This is a genomic window from Rosettibacter primus, from assembly GCF_036860675.1.
Taxonomy (GTDB): Bacteria; Bacteroidota; Ignavibacteria; order Ignavibacteriales; family Melioribacteraceae; genus Rosettibacter; species Rosettibacter primus.
This window is the reverse complement of record NZ_JAYKGK010000002.1, coordinates 90,729-108,240: the sequence shown is the minus strand read 5'-3', so window position 1 is coordinate 108,240 and position 17,512 is coordinate 90,729. Positions and strand designations below refer to the sequence as shown.

The 17,512-nt window shown below is 30.6% G+C and carries 13 protein-coding genes; 7 read left to right on the top strand and 6 right to left on the bottom strand.

Annotated features, from left to right (window positions below):
- Window positions 1-16: 16 nt before the first annotated feature.
- Window positions 17-1,255: a RagB/SusD family nutrient uptake outer membrane protein gene (locus VJY32_RS03530; protein WP_353676508.1), complete on the bottom strand. Its 1,239-nt coding sequence runs from the start codon at window positions 1,253-1,255 to the stop codon at window positions 17-19.
- A 17-nt stretch (window positions 1,256-1,272) separates the two neighbouring features.
- On the bottom strand, window positions 1,273-4,176 hold the full coding sequence (locus tag VJY32_RS03525; protein WP_353676507.1) for a TonB-dependent receptor plug domain-containing protein: 2,904 nt from the start codon (window positions 4,174-4,176) through the stop codon (window positions 1,273-1,275).
- Between the two features lie 249 nt (window positions 4,177-4,425).
- Between VJY32_RS03525 and truA the strand changes: the two genes are divergently transcribed.
- The 5 genes from truA to VJY32_RS03500 are packed head-to-tail and all read left to right on the top strand — an operon-like array spanning window position 4,426 to window position 8,117.
- Window positions 4,426-5,160 (top strand): tRNA pseudouridine(38-40) synthase TruA, encoded by a 735-nt coding sequence (gene truA, locus VJY32_RS03520; RefSeq protein ID WP_353676506.1) that lies wholly within the window; start codon window positions 4,426-4,428, stop codon window positions 5,158-5,160.
- Entirely contained in the window at window positions 5,160-5,909 is a 750-nt protein-coding gene (locus tag VJY32_RS03515) for an SDR family NAD(P)-dependent oxidoreductase (protein ID WP_353676505.1), read from the top strand. Before truA ends, VJY32_RS03515 begins: the two co-directional genes overlap by 1 nt.
- A gap of 35 nt (window positions 5,910-5,944) precedes the next feature.
- Window positions 5,945-6,400 carry a DUF2231 domain-containing protein gene (locus VJY32_RS03510; RefSeq protein WP_353676504.1) on the top strand — a complete coding sequence of 152 codons (456 nt, stop codon included), beginning with the start codon at window positions 5,945-5,947 and terminating at the stop codon, window positions 6,398-6,400.
- A gap of 6 nt (window positions 6,401-6,406) precedes the next feature.
- Entirely contained in the window at window positions 6,407-7,000 is a 594-nt protein-coding gene (locus tag VJY32_RS03505) for a hypothetical protein (RefSeq protein WP_353676503.1), read from the top strand.
- Window positions 7,001-7,052: 52 nt separating this feature from the next.
- On the top strand, window positions 7,053-8,117 hold the full coding sequence (locus tag VJY32_RS03500) for a hypothetical protein (RefSeq protein WP_353676502.1): 1,065 nt from the start codon (window positions 7,053-7,055) through the stop codon (window positions 8,115-8,117).
- A 2-nt stretch (window positions 8,118-8,119) separates the two neighbouring features.
- Here VJY32_RS03500 and VJY32_RS03495 read toward each other — a convergent pair whose 3' ends face one another.
- The 3 genes from VJY32_RS03495 to VJY32_RS03485 are packed head-to-tail and all read right to left on the bottom strand — an operon-like array spanning window position 8,120 to window position 11,987.
- Entirely contained in the window at window positions 8,120-9,487 is a 1,368-nt protein-coding gene (locus tag VJY32_RS03495) for a M16 family metallopeptidase (protein ID WP_353676501.1), read from the bottom strand.
- Window positions 9,488-9,489: 2 nt separating this feature from the next.
- On the bottom strand, window positions 9,490-10,764 hold the full coding sequence (locus VJY32_RS03490) for a M16 family metallopeptidase (protein ID WP_353676500.1): 1,275 nt from the start codon (window positions 10,762-10,764) through the stop codon (window positions 9,490-9,492).
- Between the two features lie 8 nt (window positions 10,765-10,772).
- Complete coding sequence (locus VJY32_RS03485) at window positions 10,773-11,987, bottom strand: alkaline phosphatase family protein (RefSeq protein WP_353676499.1); 1,215 nt, start codon at window positions 11,985-11,987, stop codon at window positions 10,773-10,775.
- Between the two features lie 299 nt (window positions 11,988-12,286).
- Between VJY32_RS03485 and VJY32_RS03480 the strand changes: the two genes are divergently transcribed.
- Complete coding sequence (locus VJY32_RS03480) at window positions 12,287-15,502, top strand: TonB-dependent receptor (protein ID WP_353676498.1); 3,216 nt, start codon at window positions 12,287-12,289, stop codon at window positions 15,500-15,502.
- Window positions 15,503-15,582: 80 nt separating this feature from the next.
- Here the strand turns inward: VJY32_RS03480 and VJY32_RS03475 are convergent, their stop codons facing one another.
- Window positions 15,583-16,080 carry a YajQ family cyclic di-GMP-binding protein gene (locus VJY32_RS03475; RefSeq protein WP_353676497.1) on the bottom strand — a complete coding sequence of 166 codons (498 nt, stop codon included), beginning with the start codon at window positions 16,078-16,080 and terminating at the stop codon, window positions 15,583-15,585.
- Between the two features lie 202 nt (window positions 16,081-16,282).
- Between VJY32_RS03475 and VJY32_RS03470 the strand changes: the two genes are divergently transcribed.
- Complete coding sequence (locus tag VJY32_RS03470) at window positions 16,283-17,494, top strand: YjbH domain-containing protein (RefSeq protein ID WP_353676496.1); 1,212 nt, start codon at window positions 16,283-16,285, stop codon at window positions 17,492-17,494.
- Window positions 17,495-17,512: the final 18 nt, after the last annotated feature.

The following is a 17,512-nucleotide window of genomic DNA, read 5'->3' as shown; positions in this document are numbered from 1 at the left end:
GTCAGCCTCTTTTTTTTTAGAAGTTTGGATTTTCGTTTCTTTCACCTTCAGGAATAGGCAGATATTGCCATTTACCTGGTAAATGCCATATTCCAAATCTTCTCTGGTCTGGTAATCTCACGCCCTGGAAGCAAAGTTCTTTATCACGTTCTTCAACAATACTTGGCTTTGATGGGTCGTTCAAAGTAATTTCTGTTAATGGGTCAATCTGATGTGAAGCTCTAACTTCATTTACTAAAGCAAGTGCATCACCTGTTGCTGCTCCTCTTAAAATAAGTTCGGCTAACATTAAATTATTTTCCTGCCATGTCATCAGAGGAATACCAGTAATTAATCCGGTTCCTGCGTCTAGTTTATACTTGTACTGATAGTAGAAAGTACCTGTAGCTCCAGTTGCAAGCGAAGCTTTTTTAAATGGAATTCTGTTAGCTTCTTTTGGGTCTTTTGTTACATAATCTACCATTCTTTGTGTAAGTACAAATTGCGAACGTAATTCACCTGCTTGAACACGATAGTTATTGTCATTTAGTGTATTATATTTTGCATCAAATACTGCATCACCATTTTTCATTCCGTCTTTTGCATAAGTAGCAGCATTTGCATAATCTCCTTTAAAAAGATAAGCTCGAGCAATAAGAGAATTTACCAATCTTTTTTGAGCATCAGTTGCAGCAAAATTTAATGCATTTTTCCATTTCTCAATAGCAAGGTCGTATAATTGAGCTGAAGGAATAATTGCACTTCTATTAATAGCATCACCGCCTGATTCTTGTGTTAATCCAAAATATGTAGCACTGAAATAACGAGCCAAACCTCCATATAGATATGCATTAAATAAACCATTCTTTTTAATACTTTCATCTTTAAATGTAATTCTATCAATTCGAGCAATTAAAGTATCGGCATATTTTCTAAAACGATGTAATGGAGTATAAGCTGCATCAACTGAATTGTTATCTAACAAAATATCACCTAAATCAATTTGTTCATAAGTTGGATAGGTAGCATTTCGAACTGCTCTTGTAAAGAATAATTGGTCAGATAATCCATCTGCAGCGATGAATAAATCATCTACACAAAATGCTGCAGCATCTTGAACACCAATTACAAGAAAATTAACCTGGTCTTCTCTATCAAGAACAGCATCTTCTACTCTATCAATAAAAGGGTCAACACTTGTTACATAATCTTCACAGGCAAAAACTGTGAGAAATACAAGTAGTGGGACGAATTTTAATATTTTTATTTTTTTCATATTCATTTCTCCTTCAATTAAAATCCAATTTGGAACCAGAAGTTGAAAACTTTAGGATTCTGAAGAGTTAAGAAATCCTGTCCACGTGATAAGCTTCTGCTACCAGCAAAGTTAACTTCAATATCTGCACCTGTGTATTTAGAGAACTTAAACATATTGTAAGCTGAGAATCCTACAACAAAATTGCGGATGTAATTACCAGGAATAAATTCTGAAATTAAATCTGTGAAATCATAACTCAAGCTTAATTCTCTTATAACAAGGAAATCTGCATCTTCAATAAAGTTTCCATCGTAAACATAGTTCATGCTTGCGTATTGTTCTGCAGCTGCTCTATATTCAGCTGAACCAACTTCTAACCTTTGAATTTCTGGATATTTTGTTGTAAGACCTAATTTAGCTTTTAATTCTTCATAAGTTGTATTATTGCTGTATTGAATTGCAAATTGTTTAGTAAGATTATAAACTTTATTATTTAATCCGTATTCAGCCAATGCATATAAGTTGAAGTTCTTTAAGAATCTAAAATTAACTGTGAAAGAACCATAATGGTCTGGATATGGATTTCCTAAATCAACTCTGTCTTCGGTAGCTTCAACGCCAATATATTTACCATTTGCATCAAATTTAGCTCCTTTTGTTTTCCATGTATAGAATTCATGTTTTCTCATACCTTCTTTTATAACATTGACATCAAAGCCGTCAAATATGGGTTGTGCACCGCCTAAATCAGTTACTTCGTTGTTCTGGTAGTTCCAGATGAAGGAGAATGATAAATTATAATCTTTTCCTCTAATTGGGTTAAATTGTAACAGAGATTCAAAGCCCCAGTTTTTCATACCACCAATGTTAAATGGAACAGCACTTGCAGTAAGACCTGTTGAAGGAGCATTCTGTTTGTCGACAATTGAGTTGCTTGCATTTTGTCTGAAATAAGTAAATTCAAGAGAGAACATATTTAAAAACTCTGTTTCGAATCCAACTTCAATTTCTTTTATTTCTTCTGGTTTTATTGATTCATTTCCAATTGCATTTAATACTGCACCGATTCCATGGCCAGCATTTACAGCAGACCATAGCAATGGAATACCATCATCATTAGCTGGTAATTGACCACTTACACCATAAGCTGCTCTTAATTTCAATAAATCAATTTCTTTTGGAAGTTCAAACATTTTATCAAGACGTAGAGCAAAGCTGGCTTTTGGATATGTAATTGCTGGAGCTTCACGTCCAACTGCACTTGCATAATCTCTTCTAACTGCCAATGTCCAGAAATAAGTATCTTTATAAGAGAAATCATTTTCGAAGTAAATACCAGCATCACGATTATGAGCTGCGCCTTCGTTATATTCTCTTATTGTAGCACCTGATCCGATGTTCATTATGTATTGAGAACCAAACTGTTCAGCATTCATATAACTTGTTTGAACTCTACGGTCTGAAATTTGTGTACCAATAATTGAGGTACTTCTTAATCCTTCAATTATATCGTAGGAATAACGAGCATTCAAATCATAAGTGAAACCTCTATAGTGTCTGTTATAAATTCTTTTTGAACCTTTATTGATTGTTCCATATCTATATTGTGCTGGATAGATTTGGTCCTGTCTCCAATCCGAATCTTCCATACCCACAGAAGCATTTACGTCCATGTTCGGAATAGGTGACCATGTAATACTGTAAGAACCAAGAAATTGGTTATTATTGTTTTTATCTTGGAAATTTGCAACTGCAGCACTATCTGTAAAAGCCCATAATGCTAAAAGTGTATTACCGAGATACCCGTAAATGTTGTTGTCGTTATTTGGTGCTTGCATGTAATTATATGCAAAGCCAGTATTAAATTTCATGCTTAAATTATCTGCAGGATAAGCTGCTACATTAACTTTGAAAGTTTTACGATCTCCCTTAATTGGGTCAAGTATTCCTTCTTCAATACGATTCTGGAAAGATGCATAATATCTTAATATTCCCGTACCGCCAGAAGCACTAATAAAGTGGTCTCTTATGAAGCCATCTTTATAAATTTTATTAGCTCTGTCATTATCTTTCACTGAAAGAAAATCTTCAGCTTTATATTTGAATGAAGGAGTGTTGATTCCAAAGTTATATTTGTAATCAATAGAAACAGCTCTACCTAAACCAGGTATTAGCTTTCCTGATTTAGTTGTAATCATAACAACACCGTTGGAAGCATTTGTACCATACATTGCCGCTGCGGCTGGTCCTTTTAATACTTCAATTTTTTCAATGTCCTGAACATTTAGATTAGCAAGAATGCTAAATCCCTGTCCGCCTCTTCCATAGCCAATAATTTCTGTATTATCAACTCTAATTCCATCAACAAAAATCATTGGTTGTTCATCACCGTTTAATCCACCTCCACCACGAACAAAAAAGCTGAATCCACCACCAACATTTCCAGAAGTTGGTTTTAGTTGAACGCCAGCTACTTTGCCACTTAATAATTGATTAATACCTTGATAACTTTGAACTGCAGTTAATTCAGCTGCAGGAATTCTTGAGACTGCAATTTCTGACACCGATTTTGAAGTCCTTGATGCAATACCAGTTACTACAATTGTTTCACTTTCAAAAATATCTTCTTCTAATTGAAAGTTTTGTTCAATAGAATTTCCTGTAAGAATGATATTAACTGATTGTGATTTGTAACCAACGTAAGTTACACTTAGAACAACCTGCTGACCTTTCGCGAGGTCTTTAGACACTTCAAATGAATATTTTCCATCAAGGTCTGTTGCTGCTCCAATATTGAAAGCTTTAATATAAACATTTGCTCCTACAAGCGGCTCCCCTTGTGTGTCTGTTACCCTTCCCATTATTCTGAATGTGTTTTGAGCTAAAAGAAGGGTTGGTATTAGAGCAAATAGCAATAAAAGTGGTATTACTTTTTTCATACACACCCCTTTTTGGTTAATGGAATTAGTTAATTAAATTAATTTGGTAGAGTAATTATTATTAATAAAAATATGATTATCCATTGATTCGAATAATCAACCTAATTGTTATTAGTCAAACAACAATCTAATTTTTCGATTTTTAAAAAACAACAAAAAAATTTAATCTTCTCACTTTTTAAAAATATTTTTATAGAATATGATTAATAAATTTTTTCTGTAACTTTTGTAATAAAATTCAAATTTATTATGAATAATTTTCTTCTTCATATTCAATACGATGGAACTAATTATGCAGGTTGGCAGATTCAACGAAATGCAGTAACTGTTCAGGAAAAAATAATTGGTGCGATTGAAGTAATATTGAAGGAAAGAGTAAATTTAATTGGTTCAGGAAGAACAGATACTGGCGTTCATGCTCTTGGTCAAGCCGCAAATTTCAGGACAGATAAAGAAATTGATCTAAATAAATTTCAATACTCCTTGAATTCTATTCTGCCTGATGATATATCAATTAAAAAAATTGAAAAAGTCCATGAATCATTTAATGCACGATATGATGCTAAGAATAGAAGTTATATCTATATTTTTACACACAGTAAATCTCCATTTTTTAATAAATATTCTTATTTATATCCGCCAATTGAAAAAATTAATATTGGCAGATTAAATGAAATGAGCAAAGTTTTTTTAGGTGAACATGATTTTACTTCATTTTCCAAAGTAAATGAAGAAATTAGAAACAAAATTTGTTTTGTAAATGAAATTCGATGGCGCAGAGTAAAGGATTTAACATTATTTTATATTTCTGCTAATCGGTTTCTTCATGGTATGGTTAGAACTATAATTGGAACACTTCTTTATGCATCAGAAAAAAATTTGAATGAAAATTATTTGATGGATGTTCTTTCTAAAAAAGATAGAAAAATTGCAAGAGAATCTGTACCAGCAAAAGGTTTATTTCTCTATAAAGTGAGGTACTAATGATAGATTTAAAAAATAAAGTAACAATTATAACAGGAGGTTCTCGTGGTATTGGAGAAGCCTGTGTAAGATATTTTGTAAAAGCAAATTCAAAAGTTGCTTTTACTTATAAGAATTCTAAACAAAGAGCAGAACTTCTTGAAAAAGAATTTCCTGATATGGTAAAAGCTTATAAGGTTGATATGGAATCAGAAAAAGAAATTTTTGATATGGTTGATAATGTCGTAAAAGATTTTGGTAAAATTGATATTCTTGTTCATAATGCTGGAATTTGGAATGATGGAACTCTTGAAAAACTGACCCTTGAAGGCTGGGATGAATTAATGAGAATCAATTTAACTTCCACATTTTTATTTGCTAAAGCCTGTTTGCCATACATGAAAAAAAATAATTTTGGCAGAATGATTTTTATATCATCAACCGCAGGTCAGCGTGGAGAAGCATATCACTCTCATTATGCAGCATCAAAAGGCGGTATAATTTCATTTACAAAATCTCTTGCGGTTGAATTAGCTCCTTTTAATATCAATGTAAATTCAGTTGCACCTGGATGGGTAGATACAGAAATGTGCAGTGAAGTATTTTCGGATTTAGAATTTAAGGAAAAAGTGCGTAAAGAAATTCCTGTCGGAAGAATTGCTACTGCAGATGATATTGCCGGTCCTGTTCTTTTTCTTGCTTCGGATTTGGCTAGACATATCAATGGTGAAATACTGAATGTTAATGGAGGCAGTGTGCTTTGTTGTTAAATTAATTCTTAATATTAAAAATAATTGAAAAACTAATGGAATTACTTTCAAATCTGCATCCTAAGGTTGTTCATTTTTCAGTATCGCTATTTGTAATTTATTTTGTTTTTGAATTTTTTGGTTTCATTTTTAAGAAAGATTATTTAACCAAAAGTTCTTACATATTATTAATACTTGGAATATTAAGTGCAATTTTATCTGTGCTTACAGGAAATCAAGCGTATCAATCAGTAATTAACAATATCACAAAAAATGAATTATATAAATTAATTGAAAGACATCAAGATTATGCTAATATGACCGTCTGGTACTTTACAGCACTAATTACTATTAGAACTTATTTGTTGATTAAGAAAAAATTTTTTAGAAAATATCAATTAATATTTGTTTTGCTTAGTTTTATTGGTGTAATTATTGTTTTATTAACAGCTCATTTTGGCGGTGAACTTGTTTATAAACATGGAATAGGAACTAAATTATTTGGTAAATAAAAATTTATGATTAAAAAAATTTTCATAATATTTTTTTTATTTTTTGCTTCAATATCAAATGGACAGATTATAAAATTTGGTGAAGCAAAAGGCTTGTTTATGGCAGTGGGAGTTGGTCCAAAGTTTCCTGTTGGGACTCTTAATAAAAACAGCAACATCGGTGTTGGTTTTGATGTAACTTTCTCTTATACAGATAATATTTTCATGCCATTTTTTTTATATACGACTGTTGGATATGGACATTTCCCTGGCAGACAGGACCTTTATAAAAAATCAGATTATTCTTCATTCTCAAGCAATGTAATTTTAATTTCTTCAGGTGTCAGATATTATTTCCATCCTGTACTTGAAAATGTGGTATTACTTATGCCAATTGTTGATGCCGGGATTGAATATGCATATTTCGAAAATTTACATCAATTCAAAATTGATAGAAATAAACAAAATTTTTTGGAGGACTTTGGAAGATTTGGATTTCAAGTTGGTGCCGGGTTTTCGATGTTTATACTTGATGTGATAACATATTATAATTATTTGCCAAGTAATCAACACATATCGTTTGTGATAAAAGCAAATATTCCAATCTTTGTTAAAATATAAAATCGTAAATGACTTTTCTTATTCTGAAATCTAATTAATCTGTTGTCAATCTATGCAGTTTAAAAAGAAAATTACAAAGTATTTAATTGCATCAGCTATTCTGCTTTTAATAATAAATGTAGCTTTAGATTTTTTTACAATGCGAAAGAAAGTTGAAAATAATGAGCAGGAATTTACATGTCGTCAACTCGATTCAATTTTTTATGATGTGCTGAGCGATTTTGGAATTGAATCTGAGTGGATTTCTTTTGTAAAAGTCAAAATTGCTGATGAAGATTCAATCGAGAAAAAAATTGTTGTAAAACTCCCTGCAGATTTACCAATTCCTCTGATTATCAGAGATTTTCACAAAAAAATTGAAAATGATATTACAAGTTTTGTCTCAGAAGAAAAAAAATTTTTTGGCACAACAGAAATTAGAATTTATTCAAATGAGTATCTCAAGCAATTCATTCAATTAATACCGGATAATCAAATAGTAAGAAAAAGAAATGACCTTTGTTTTATTATCTCAAACGCATTTGATTTGAACGAGAAAGATTTTAATTCTTTTTTGTCAATTCCTTATCCATTTTCAGCGGTGGTAATTCCTGAAGAGGATGTAATTATGAAAGCAAATGAACTTAAAAATTATTCAAAAGAATTTATTGTTCTATTAAATGATGATGTTACGGATATGCCATTTAAGCTAAATCCAAAATCTCATAAATATATTTTGAAAAATTCTATTAAAAATATTACTACTTCATTTAGCAATGCTAAACTTTTTATAGTCGATGAATCTTCAGAATTGTATAATTCAACGACATTCAATTTTATTAGAGATGAATTCAAAAAAAGAAAAATTAATTTAATCAATCTGTCTGAGTTTATTCATTTGAATTCAGATGACGAAAACGAACTTATATCAAAATTCAGGTTTCATGCAGAAGATAAAAGTGAGAGTGATAAAATTAAATCAACTGACCAAACACTACAGTTAAATCAAAAAATATTTTGTTTATCTTATGAAAATTTTTTAAAGATAAAAGATGAATTTGACAGAATGAGAAAAAAGGGAAATAAAATAATTCCACTTTCATCTACATATCTTGTAAAAAATAATTTTGGGAAGTAAGCTTATAAATTTAATTTCTCAATAAAACTACCGTAAATATCGAGTTCAATTAATTCATTTGTTAGCATTTTAAGCTGCGGAAGAATTTTATTTTTATCACCAACAACAAGAACAGTCAATTCATCAGTATGTATATTTCTTTTAGCTGCATTTATTATTTCATCTTCTGTTACAGACTGTATGTTATTAATATATTCGTTATAATAACTTAATGGAAGATTATGAATTATTAAAAGAGCTATGCTATGGGAAAGTTGTGTATAAGATTCAAAATTAGAGGGAAAATGTTTTATTAAAAATGATTTTGCGAGATTAATTTCTTCCCGAGTAATATTTTGTTTAATGTTATTTAACTCATATAAAATTTCTGATATTGATTCGCCAACATTTTCAATGTTGACTGCTGTTCCAATCTCGAAATACCCAATTTTTTGAAAATAATTAAATGAAGAATGAGCGCCATAAGTAAAACCTTTCTTTTCTCTGAGATTAAGATTAATTCTGCTGAAGAATTCACCACCAAGTATTGAATTCATTAATTTATTTGCAAAATAATCGGGTGATTTTCTTAATCCATCAAGATGACCAATTCTAATTTCTCCCTGAGCAGAATTTTCTTTGTGGACAATAAAATATTTTGTTGAGGATTTCTCAGGAAGTTTTAATTCTAATTCTGGAAGAATAATTTCTTTTGAAGTGAAATATTTATCAATTAGTTCAGAAATTTCTTTCTGGAATAAACAACCAGCTGCAATAAATTTCTTTTTAGAATTTTTAATGTATTTATTATAAAATTCTTTAACATCATCAATCGTAATGTTATTAACAGTGTTTTCATATCCAATGGAAGGATATGAATAATAACACTCTTGAAAAATTTGTTTGTCAAATGCAGTAGAAGCAATATACGAAGGTTCGTCTTTAAGCTGCTTTATTTTATTAATAAGTTTTTTCTTTTCACGCTGAAAATCTTTTTCATCAAATCGAGGTTCATTTAATATCATTGAAAGCAGCTCAAGTGAACGCTCAAAATTTTCTTTGAGTGATAAAATAGAAAATGAAAATGTATCATGATTAACAGTTATACTGAATATTGTGCCCAGTTTTTCAAATTCATTACTTAATTGAAATGCATCGTATTTGCCAGCTCCTTCATCAATCATAAAAGAAGTAAGAAGTGCCAGACCTTTTTTATTTTCAGGGTCATATTTACTCCCGCTGAAAAGAACAATATTGAAACTTACTATTGGAAGTTTTTCTTTGCTAATATAAAATATTTCGTATCCTTTCGAAGATGTGAAATAATCAATCTTTGGTATTTCAAATGAAATATCTTCTGAGGGAACAGGTGCTTTGGTTCTATCTATCATATTTATTTACTCTTTTTTGGAATAATGTTTAATTCAACATAAGGATTCGCTAAAAATTTTCTCGCTGTTTCAATAACATCTTCTTTTGTTACATTTTCATATCGCTTTAAATCAAACATAAAAGAATCAGGCTCGTTCAAATAAAAATTATAATGATTAATATGGTCAACAATTACATCCAGCTTTTGAAGAGAATAAATGTAGTGAGATTTAATACTGTTTTTTGACCTTATTAATTCTTCATCTGAGATTCCATTGTCGATTAGAAAATTAATTTGCTCAAAAATTTCTTTCTTAATTTCTTCAAGAAGTATCTCCGGTTTAGCAGTTGAGATAATTAAAAACATTCCTGCATATTTACCTGAGTATTGAAAAGCATTAACATCCTGAGCAATTTGTTTATCATAGACAAGTGATTTTGTGAGTCTTGAATTTTTCGATGAAGTTAAAATGTCGGAAAGAATATCAAGCGATGCATCGTAGTTCCCAAAAATTTTATCTGAATGCCATGCTAAATAAATTCTCGGCAGTTGAACATTATCCTCATGAATTATTTTTTTTGAATCTTCTAATTTTTGCTCAGGTGTTTTAACTTCAGGAATTGAATTATTTGATGGGAATTCCCCGAAATATTTTTCAACTAATTTAATTGCATTGTCAAATTCGAAATTTCCGCCGATTACAAGCGTTGCATTGTTGGGGCTATAATAAGTTTTAAAAAAATTTATTACATCATCGAGTTTGAAATTTTTAATGTCTTCCATCCAGCCAATAGTAGGCCATGAATAAGGATGATTTTGTGCAAATAAATTTGATAGAAGAATTTCCCATGCAAGTCCATATGGTTGATTTTCATACCTTTGTCTTCTTTCATTCATAACAACATCTTTTTGATTATTCAATTTTTCTTCTGTTAATGCAGGTAGTAAAAATCCCATTCTGTCTGACTCTAACCATAAAGCTAATTCAAGATAATTAGAAGGAATTGTTTCATAATAATTTGTTCTATCAAAGGAAGTGGAGCCGTTAAGAGAACCACCAGCTTCTTGTATTAATCTAAAATGTTCTCCTTTAGGAATGTGTTTAGAACCCTGAAACATCATGTGTTCGAATAAATGAGCAAATCCAGTTTTACCTTTTGATTCATTTGCCGAACCAACACGATACCAGATATTTACTGCAACAATCGGAAGACTTTTATCTTGATATAAAATTACTTCCAAGCCATTGGCAAGTTTGTGTCTCTCGTAATTTATTTTGAGAAGTTTATCGTTCATGTTGATGCTTAATTTTCTTTTAAAATAAATTCAATCCTATCGAGTTTTCCATCAATGTTTGAGCGCGGCTGAATATTAAATATTTTACATAGCAAAGGATATAAATCAATATTCCATAGAGTTCCTGTTTTATAATTTTTTTTGAATTTTGGACCGGTTGCAAGAAAAATTCCATGCATGTCAATCTGATTATTGTCATAACCATGATTTGCTTTTGCTGTATTCAGCCATTCAGATTTTGAATTTCGTATTAATGACCAGCCTAAATCTGCAACAATAATTATTGAAAATATAAAAGGATTTTTATTGTAGTGATAATATTCAGGCATTTCGTCTTTCAAATATACTTTATAGTGGTTTTCATTTTTTTTAAGAATATCATAAACTTCTTTTAAAAATTGTTTGGGAGGTTCAATCATCATAACTGGACCATCATCTTCAAATCTACAATTATAGTTTTCTAATAGCTTTTCAATGTTAATAGATTTCTCTTTTGAAATGTCAGTCATTCCATGGTCCGATACAATAATTATGTTTATGCTATCAATCATGTTAATATTTTTTAGTTCGTTCAAAAGATATCCAGTTACATTATCAAGATGCTTAATTGCATTGTTAATTTCTGTTGAATTTGTTCCATAGTCATGGGCATAAGTATCGGTTTCATGAAAATATAAAGTAATGAAATGAGGTCTTTCAGCAGGTGGTAATTTTAGCCAGTTAATTACCCCTTTAATTTTTTCCTGAAAGGAACGATTATGGTCGTAGAATTCATAATAAGATGGATGTCTATAAGGGATTCTTATTTCAGAACCAGGCCAGAAATAACTTGCTGTTTTAATACCATTTCTTTCGGCTGTTTCCCAGAATGCTTCACCAAGATACCATCTGCCATCGCGAACAGCATTAGTATCTCCCATTCTATATTTTTGATTGTTAAATGGGTTTACGAAGCTGTTACTAATGATTCCATGATTTTCTGGATACATACCTGTAATTAATGAAATATGATTTGGAAAAGTTTTAGATGGAAATACAGGTCTGAGAGAAATGGCAGATACTCCTTCATTGCGAATATTTTCCAGATTTGGTGTGATACCGCGGTTCAAATAATCCCATCTAAAACCATCAAATGAAATTAAAATAACATATGGTTTTTGAGCAAAAACCGATATCTGAATTAAAATCAGAAGTAAAAAAAGTTTATTAATTAATTTTTTCATAGTAATTGCCATGATTTTGATATTACAAATATAGTTAAGTTAAAATTCAACACATAAGAAAGAATTAAAATTCAAAAAAAATAAAAAATTCTTTTGCTATTAAAAGTATTTTCCTATTTTCTGTTAGGAAAAAAATCTTATTTAGGATTTTGTCAGAGTATTAAAAAATCATTAACTCTGAATTAAAACTTGTATATGAAATTAAATCCCCTGATATTTAGCCGCATAAAAAAATTTTTTATCTACACAAAAAGCATATATCTTTTAATTAAAAATCTACAAACCAATGAGGAGTGTATATGAAAAAAATTCAACAATTATTTTCTCTAATAGCTTTATTTTTAATTATGATGGGAACGTCTTTGTGGGCACAAGGCGTTACATCAGCCGCTCTAAATGGCAAAGTGGTTGACCAGAATGGAAATCCTTTGCCAGGAGCTAATATTATAGCAGTACACCAGCCCTCAGGAACTCAATATGGAACTACTTCAAGAGAAGACGGAAGATATAATCTGCTTGGCTTGAGAGTAGGAGGTCCTTATAAAGTAACAGTTTCTTATGTTGGATATACTACTCAGGTAGAAGAAGGTTTTTCACTTGAGTTAGGTCAAAATTTAAGAATTGATTTTAAGCTACCCGAACAAGCAGTTGAATTAAGCGGTGTAACAGTTACTGCAGAAAAGGGAGCTATTTTAAGCCAGGCAAGAACTGGTGCTGCTCAAACAGTTACTCCTCGTGCTATAGAATCTATGCCTACCGTTAGCAGAAGTTTTCAAAGTTTTGCAAAACTATCACCATTATTCTCAGGAACAGATTTAGGTGCAGCGGGTCGTACAAGTCGTTATAACAACATACAAATTGATGGAACTCAGTATAATGATTTGTTTGGATTAGGCAGCACAGGAACTCCAGGTGGTCAAACATTCACAAATCCAATAAGTCTGGATGCTATCAGTGAATTTCAGGTTGTTATAGCCCCTTACGATGTTCGTCAAAGTGGTTTTACAGGTGGTGGTATTAATGCAATTACAAGAAGTGGAACAAATAATCTTTCTGGTTCAGTATATTTCTATGGAAGAAATCAAGATTTAGTTGGAAAGTATAAAGTTAACGGGGTTACTTCTAAGGCTGTAGATGAATTCAAAGATTATCAATATGGCTTTAGAGTTGGTGGACCAATCTTACGAGATAAATTATTCTTCTTTGTAAATGGTGAATTAACTGCTTATGATAATCCCGCTCCAAATATTTCTTTAATCAGTGGATACGGTGGAAAAACGCCAGCTGAACTAAAAGCACTTGCTGATCAAGTTAAAGCTGCTCTTGCAGCAAAGGGATTTAATGCAGGAACTTATAATGATGTTACACTTCATCAACCAAGCACAAAATTATTCTTAAGATTTGATTATAACCTTGCAGCTAATCATAAATTAACATTAAGACATAATTTTGTTGATGCTTCAGCTGATAAATTTTATAATTTTCGCCAGGTAAATACTTTGCTGTTTGATACACAACCTTATAAAATGAGCAACACAACAAACTCTACAGTTTTAATATTGAACAGTACATTTGGCAATACAATGTCAAATGAACTTATTGCTGGATATACAATGATTCGCGATAAAAGAAAAGGAATTTCTGCAGATGCTCCAGAAGTATTAATTAAAGAATTAAATGGAACATTTAATATCTATGCTGGTCCTGATAGATTCTCTTCTGCAAATAGATTAGACCAGGATATTATTGAAATTACAGACAACTTCAATATCTTTGCTGGAGATCATACATTCACAATTGGAACTCATAATGAATTTTTCAAATTCTCAAATCTTTTTGCTCGTTCAGCATTTGGTTATTATGAATATAATAGTTTAGCAGATTTTATTGCAGATAAAGTTTCATTCTATCAAAGAGTATATTCAAGAAAAGGGGATCCACGAGATCCAAAAGCAATTCCAGCAGCTGAATTCTCTGTTCTTCAATTTGGTTTCTATGTTCAAGATGAATGGACTGTCTCTTCAAGATTAAAACTAAATTATGGTTTGCGTATTGATATCCCAGTATTCCCCGATACTCCAGATGAAAATCCATTGGTTCCGCAATATTTCCCGGACTATAAAACTAACAGAGTTCCAAGTGGGAATCTGCTCTGGTCACCTCGTATTGGGTTTAACTGGGATGCATCAGGTGACAGAACAACTCAAGTCCGTGGTGGCTTAGGTGTATTCACAGGACGAATTCCATATGTATGGATGTCGAACAATTTTGGTAATGCAGGAACATTTACTGCAGAAGTTAGAAATCAAGGAACAGGATTACAGTTCAGAGCTGACCCATATAATCAATATGTTGCCGGCGACCCAGGTACTGGAGCAGCAAGACTACAATCAGAAATTAACTTAGTTGACCCAGATTTAAAACTTCCTCAACTCCTAAGACTTAATGTAGGTATAGACCAACAATTACCATTAGGTTTTATTGGAACATTTGAAGTATTATATTCCAAGAACCTAAATGAAATGCTTTATCGAAAAATTAATTTGAATCCACCAATTGCAAAAATTTCTATGATTGGAACTGGTCTTGATGGTCGTCCAATTTATGGCGGAACAAATTCTGGCGGCGGTAATTTCTTTGATGTTCTTGAATTATATAACACAAGTTCTGGTTATCAATATAATTTAGTATTCCAGATTCAAAGAAATGTAGCTCGTGGATTTTCAGTTAATGCTGGCTATACATATGGACAAGCAAAAGATAAGAACAGTTTGAACTCTTCTCAAGCTCAATCACAAATGAGATACAATCCTATTGATATTGACCCGAATAGTCCAAAGTTAACTACTTCTCAATGGGAAGTTGAACATCGTGTATATGCTTCTGTTTCTTATACAGAAGAATTCTTTAAGAATGCTCCAACAACTATTTCATTATTCTACAATGGTCAAAGCGGTTCCCCATACTCATACATTGTTTACGGTGATTTAAATAATGATGGATTTGACCAGAATGATTTGTTCTACATACCGAGAAATAAATCTGAAATATTGTTGGGTACAATTTCAAACAAACAATATGTGCCAGCAAATTCAAAAATGTACGATGATTTAGAAGCTTTCATTAAGAATGATGATTACTTAAATGCAAATCGTGGTAAAATTGCTGAAAGAAATGGTGCAAAAGAACCATGGCAGCAATATTTAGATTTAAGAGTAACACAGGATATCCCAGATTTATGGGGCATTGGCAGATTCCAGTTATCAATAGATATTCTTAATGTTCTTAATTTACTTAACAGCGAATGGGGCAAAGTTGAAAGTGTTGGTAGTTCCACTTATCGTCTAGTTACATATCAAGGTAGAGTTGATGAAAATGGAAATGTAAACTCAAATGCTGCATTAAATACAAGACCAGTATTTACATTCTCTAAACCAAATAACAATAAAGCCGCTCAAGTAAGTGATATGGCATCTCGATGGAGAATGCAGATTGGTTTAAGATACAGTTTTTAATCTGATGTGAAGTAATTGTAGGAGCCTTCAGAATTTCTGAAGGCTCTTTTTTTATTATTGGGCAGGACTTGATTCGTTTATTATTTATAATTAGTAAACTGAACAGGAAAATCTAAATCAGCATCTTTAATTAACTTTATTACAGCTTGAAGGTCATCAATTTTTGGGGAAGTAACTCTAATTTGTTCATCCTGAATTTGTGCATTTACTTTTATCTTACTTTCTTTAATCAATTTTGTTATTAGTTTTGCATTGTCTTTTGATATCCCGTGTTGCAATATAATTGTTTGTTTTATTCTTCCACCTGCAGCAGGTTCTGGTTCATTTAATTTCATTGCTTTAATAGATAATCCTCTTTTAATAAATTTTGAGTGAAGAATGTCAATAGATTGTTTTCTTGAATATTCATCTTTCGTATTTAATGTAATTATTTTTTCTTTTTTGTTAAGTATCAGTTCTGTTTTAGAATCTTTTAAGTCATAGCGTTGCTGTATTTCTTTTAAAGCTTGATTGATTGCATTATCAACTTCTTGAAAATTAATTTCTGAAACAATATCAAAAGAGTGATTGGCTGCCATATTAAATTCTCCTGAAAATTTTCAGTTATTTATGTGAAATTGAGCTTAAATAAAATTAACATAAATTTTTTTTATTCCATAAAAAAATCTTTGATATTAAATAATTAATAACTTATATTTCATATGTGTTAGAGGGTTTCTGTTTGTTTTTGTTCCCCTTATTAAAAAATTAATGATTGCAAGTAATTGCAATAAGAGTTATATGAGGCAATTACTCATAAGGGCAATAATTTTATTTCTTCTTTTGAATTTAATTACTTTCGGAAAAATTAAACCTGAAAGTAAAATTGTTGATTTATTAACTCAAAAAGGTTTTGAGAATGTATATGTAAGAATTGATTCTTCAAAACTTTTTATCTTGTTTGAAAATCGTATATACAGATATAATGTTGAAGCATTAAGAAAAGTGATGAATATATTATCTGAATTTAATGAGATTAAAATGATTGAGTTAATTGTTATGCAAAATAAAGTGCCTCTTATTTCTTTTGAATATAATAATGAAGACTATCAGAAATATCAAAAGGGTATTATTAACAGTGAACAATTAGAAGATAGAATAACAGCTTCATATTATATTGATAAAGAATTATTAAAAGAAAAATTTTTATTTAAGAATGAATCAGATTATAGATTTGATTTAGTACTCAATCCAGGTTTTCGAGGACAGTTTGGGGATTACTCAAATCCAGTCAGAGCTCAAATAAATTTTATACCTGAAATTAATACTACTTTATGGAAAGGCATGAACATAGTAACACAAATGTTAATCCCGATTTATAATGAATTCCCAGGAGAAGGTGATTATGTTCGACCGGGAATAATTTCATTAAATCAAAATTTTAGATTACCAGAAAATTATTTCCTCTCATCTTCGGTGGGATATTTTACTGAGAACAGATATGGCTTTGATTTATCTATAAAAAAAATTTTTTACAACGGCAATTTAATAACTGGAGTGAATACAGGTTACACAGGTTATATGTCGGTTATGAATAAAAAAATTTTTTATTCAGATTTATACTTATGGACAATCAATATGAATGTTGAATATAGAATTAATAAATATGATTTAACAATTGGAATTACAGCCGGTAAATTTTTATATGGTGACAAAAGCATAAGAATTGATATTAACAGGCAATTTGGTGAAATTGAAATTGGATTTTTTGCTGTGCGTTCAAGTAATAAACAATCTAATGGTGGTTTTAATTTCAGTATACCATTGTTCCCTTCTTCATATAGTTATCCATCAATAATAAGAATTAGAACTGCAGAATCTTTTCGATGGGAATATAGAGTGAAAGGGGAAATACCTGCAATGATTGGGGTGGTTTATAATACCGGTAATTCATTTTTTAGAACATTAAAAAAATATAATCCAAATTTTTTATTAAAGAGAATAAACAATTAAATATTCATAACAAAAGGA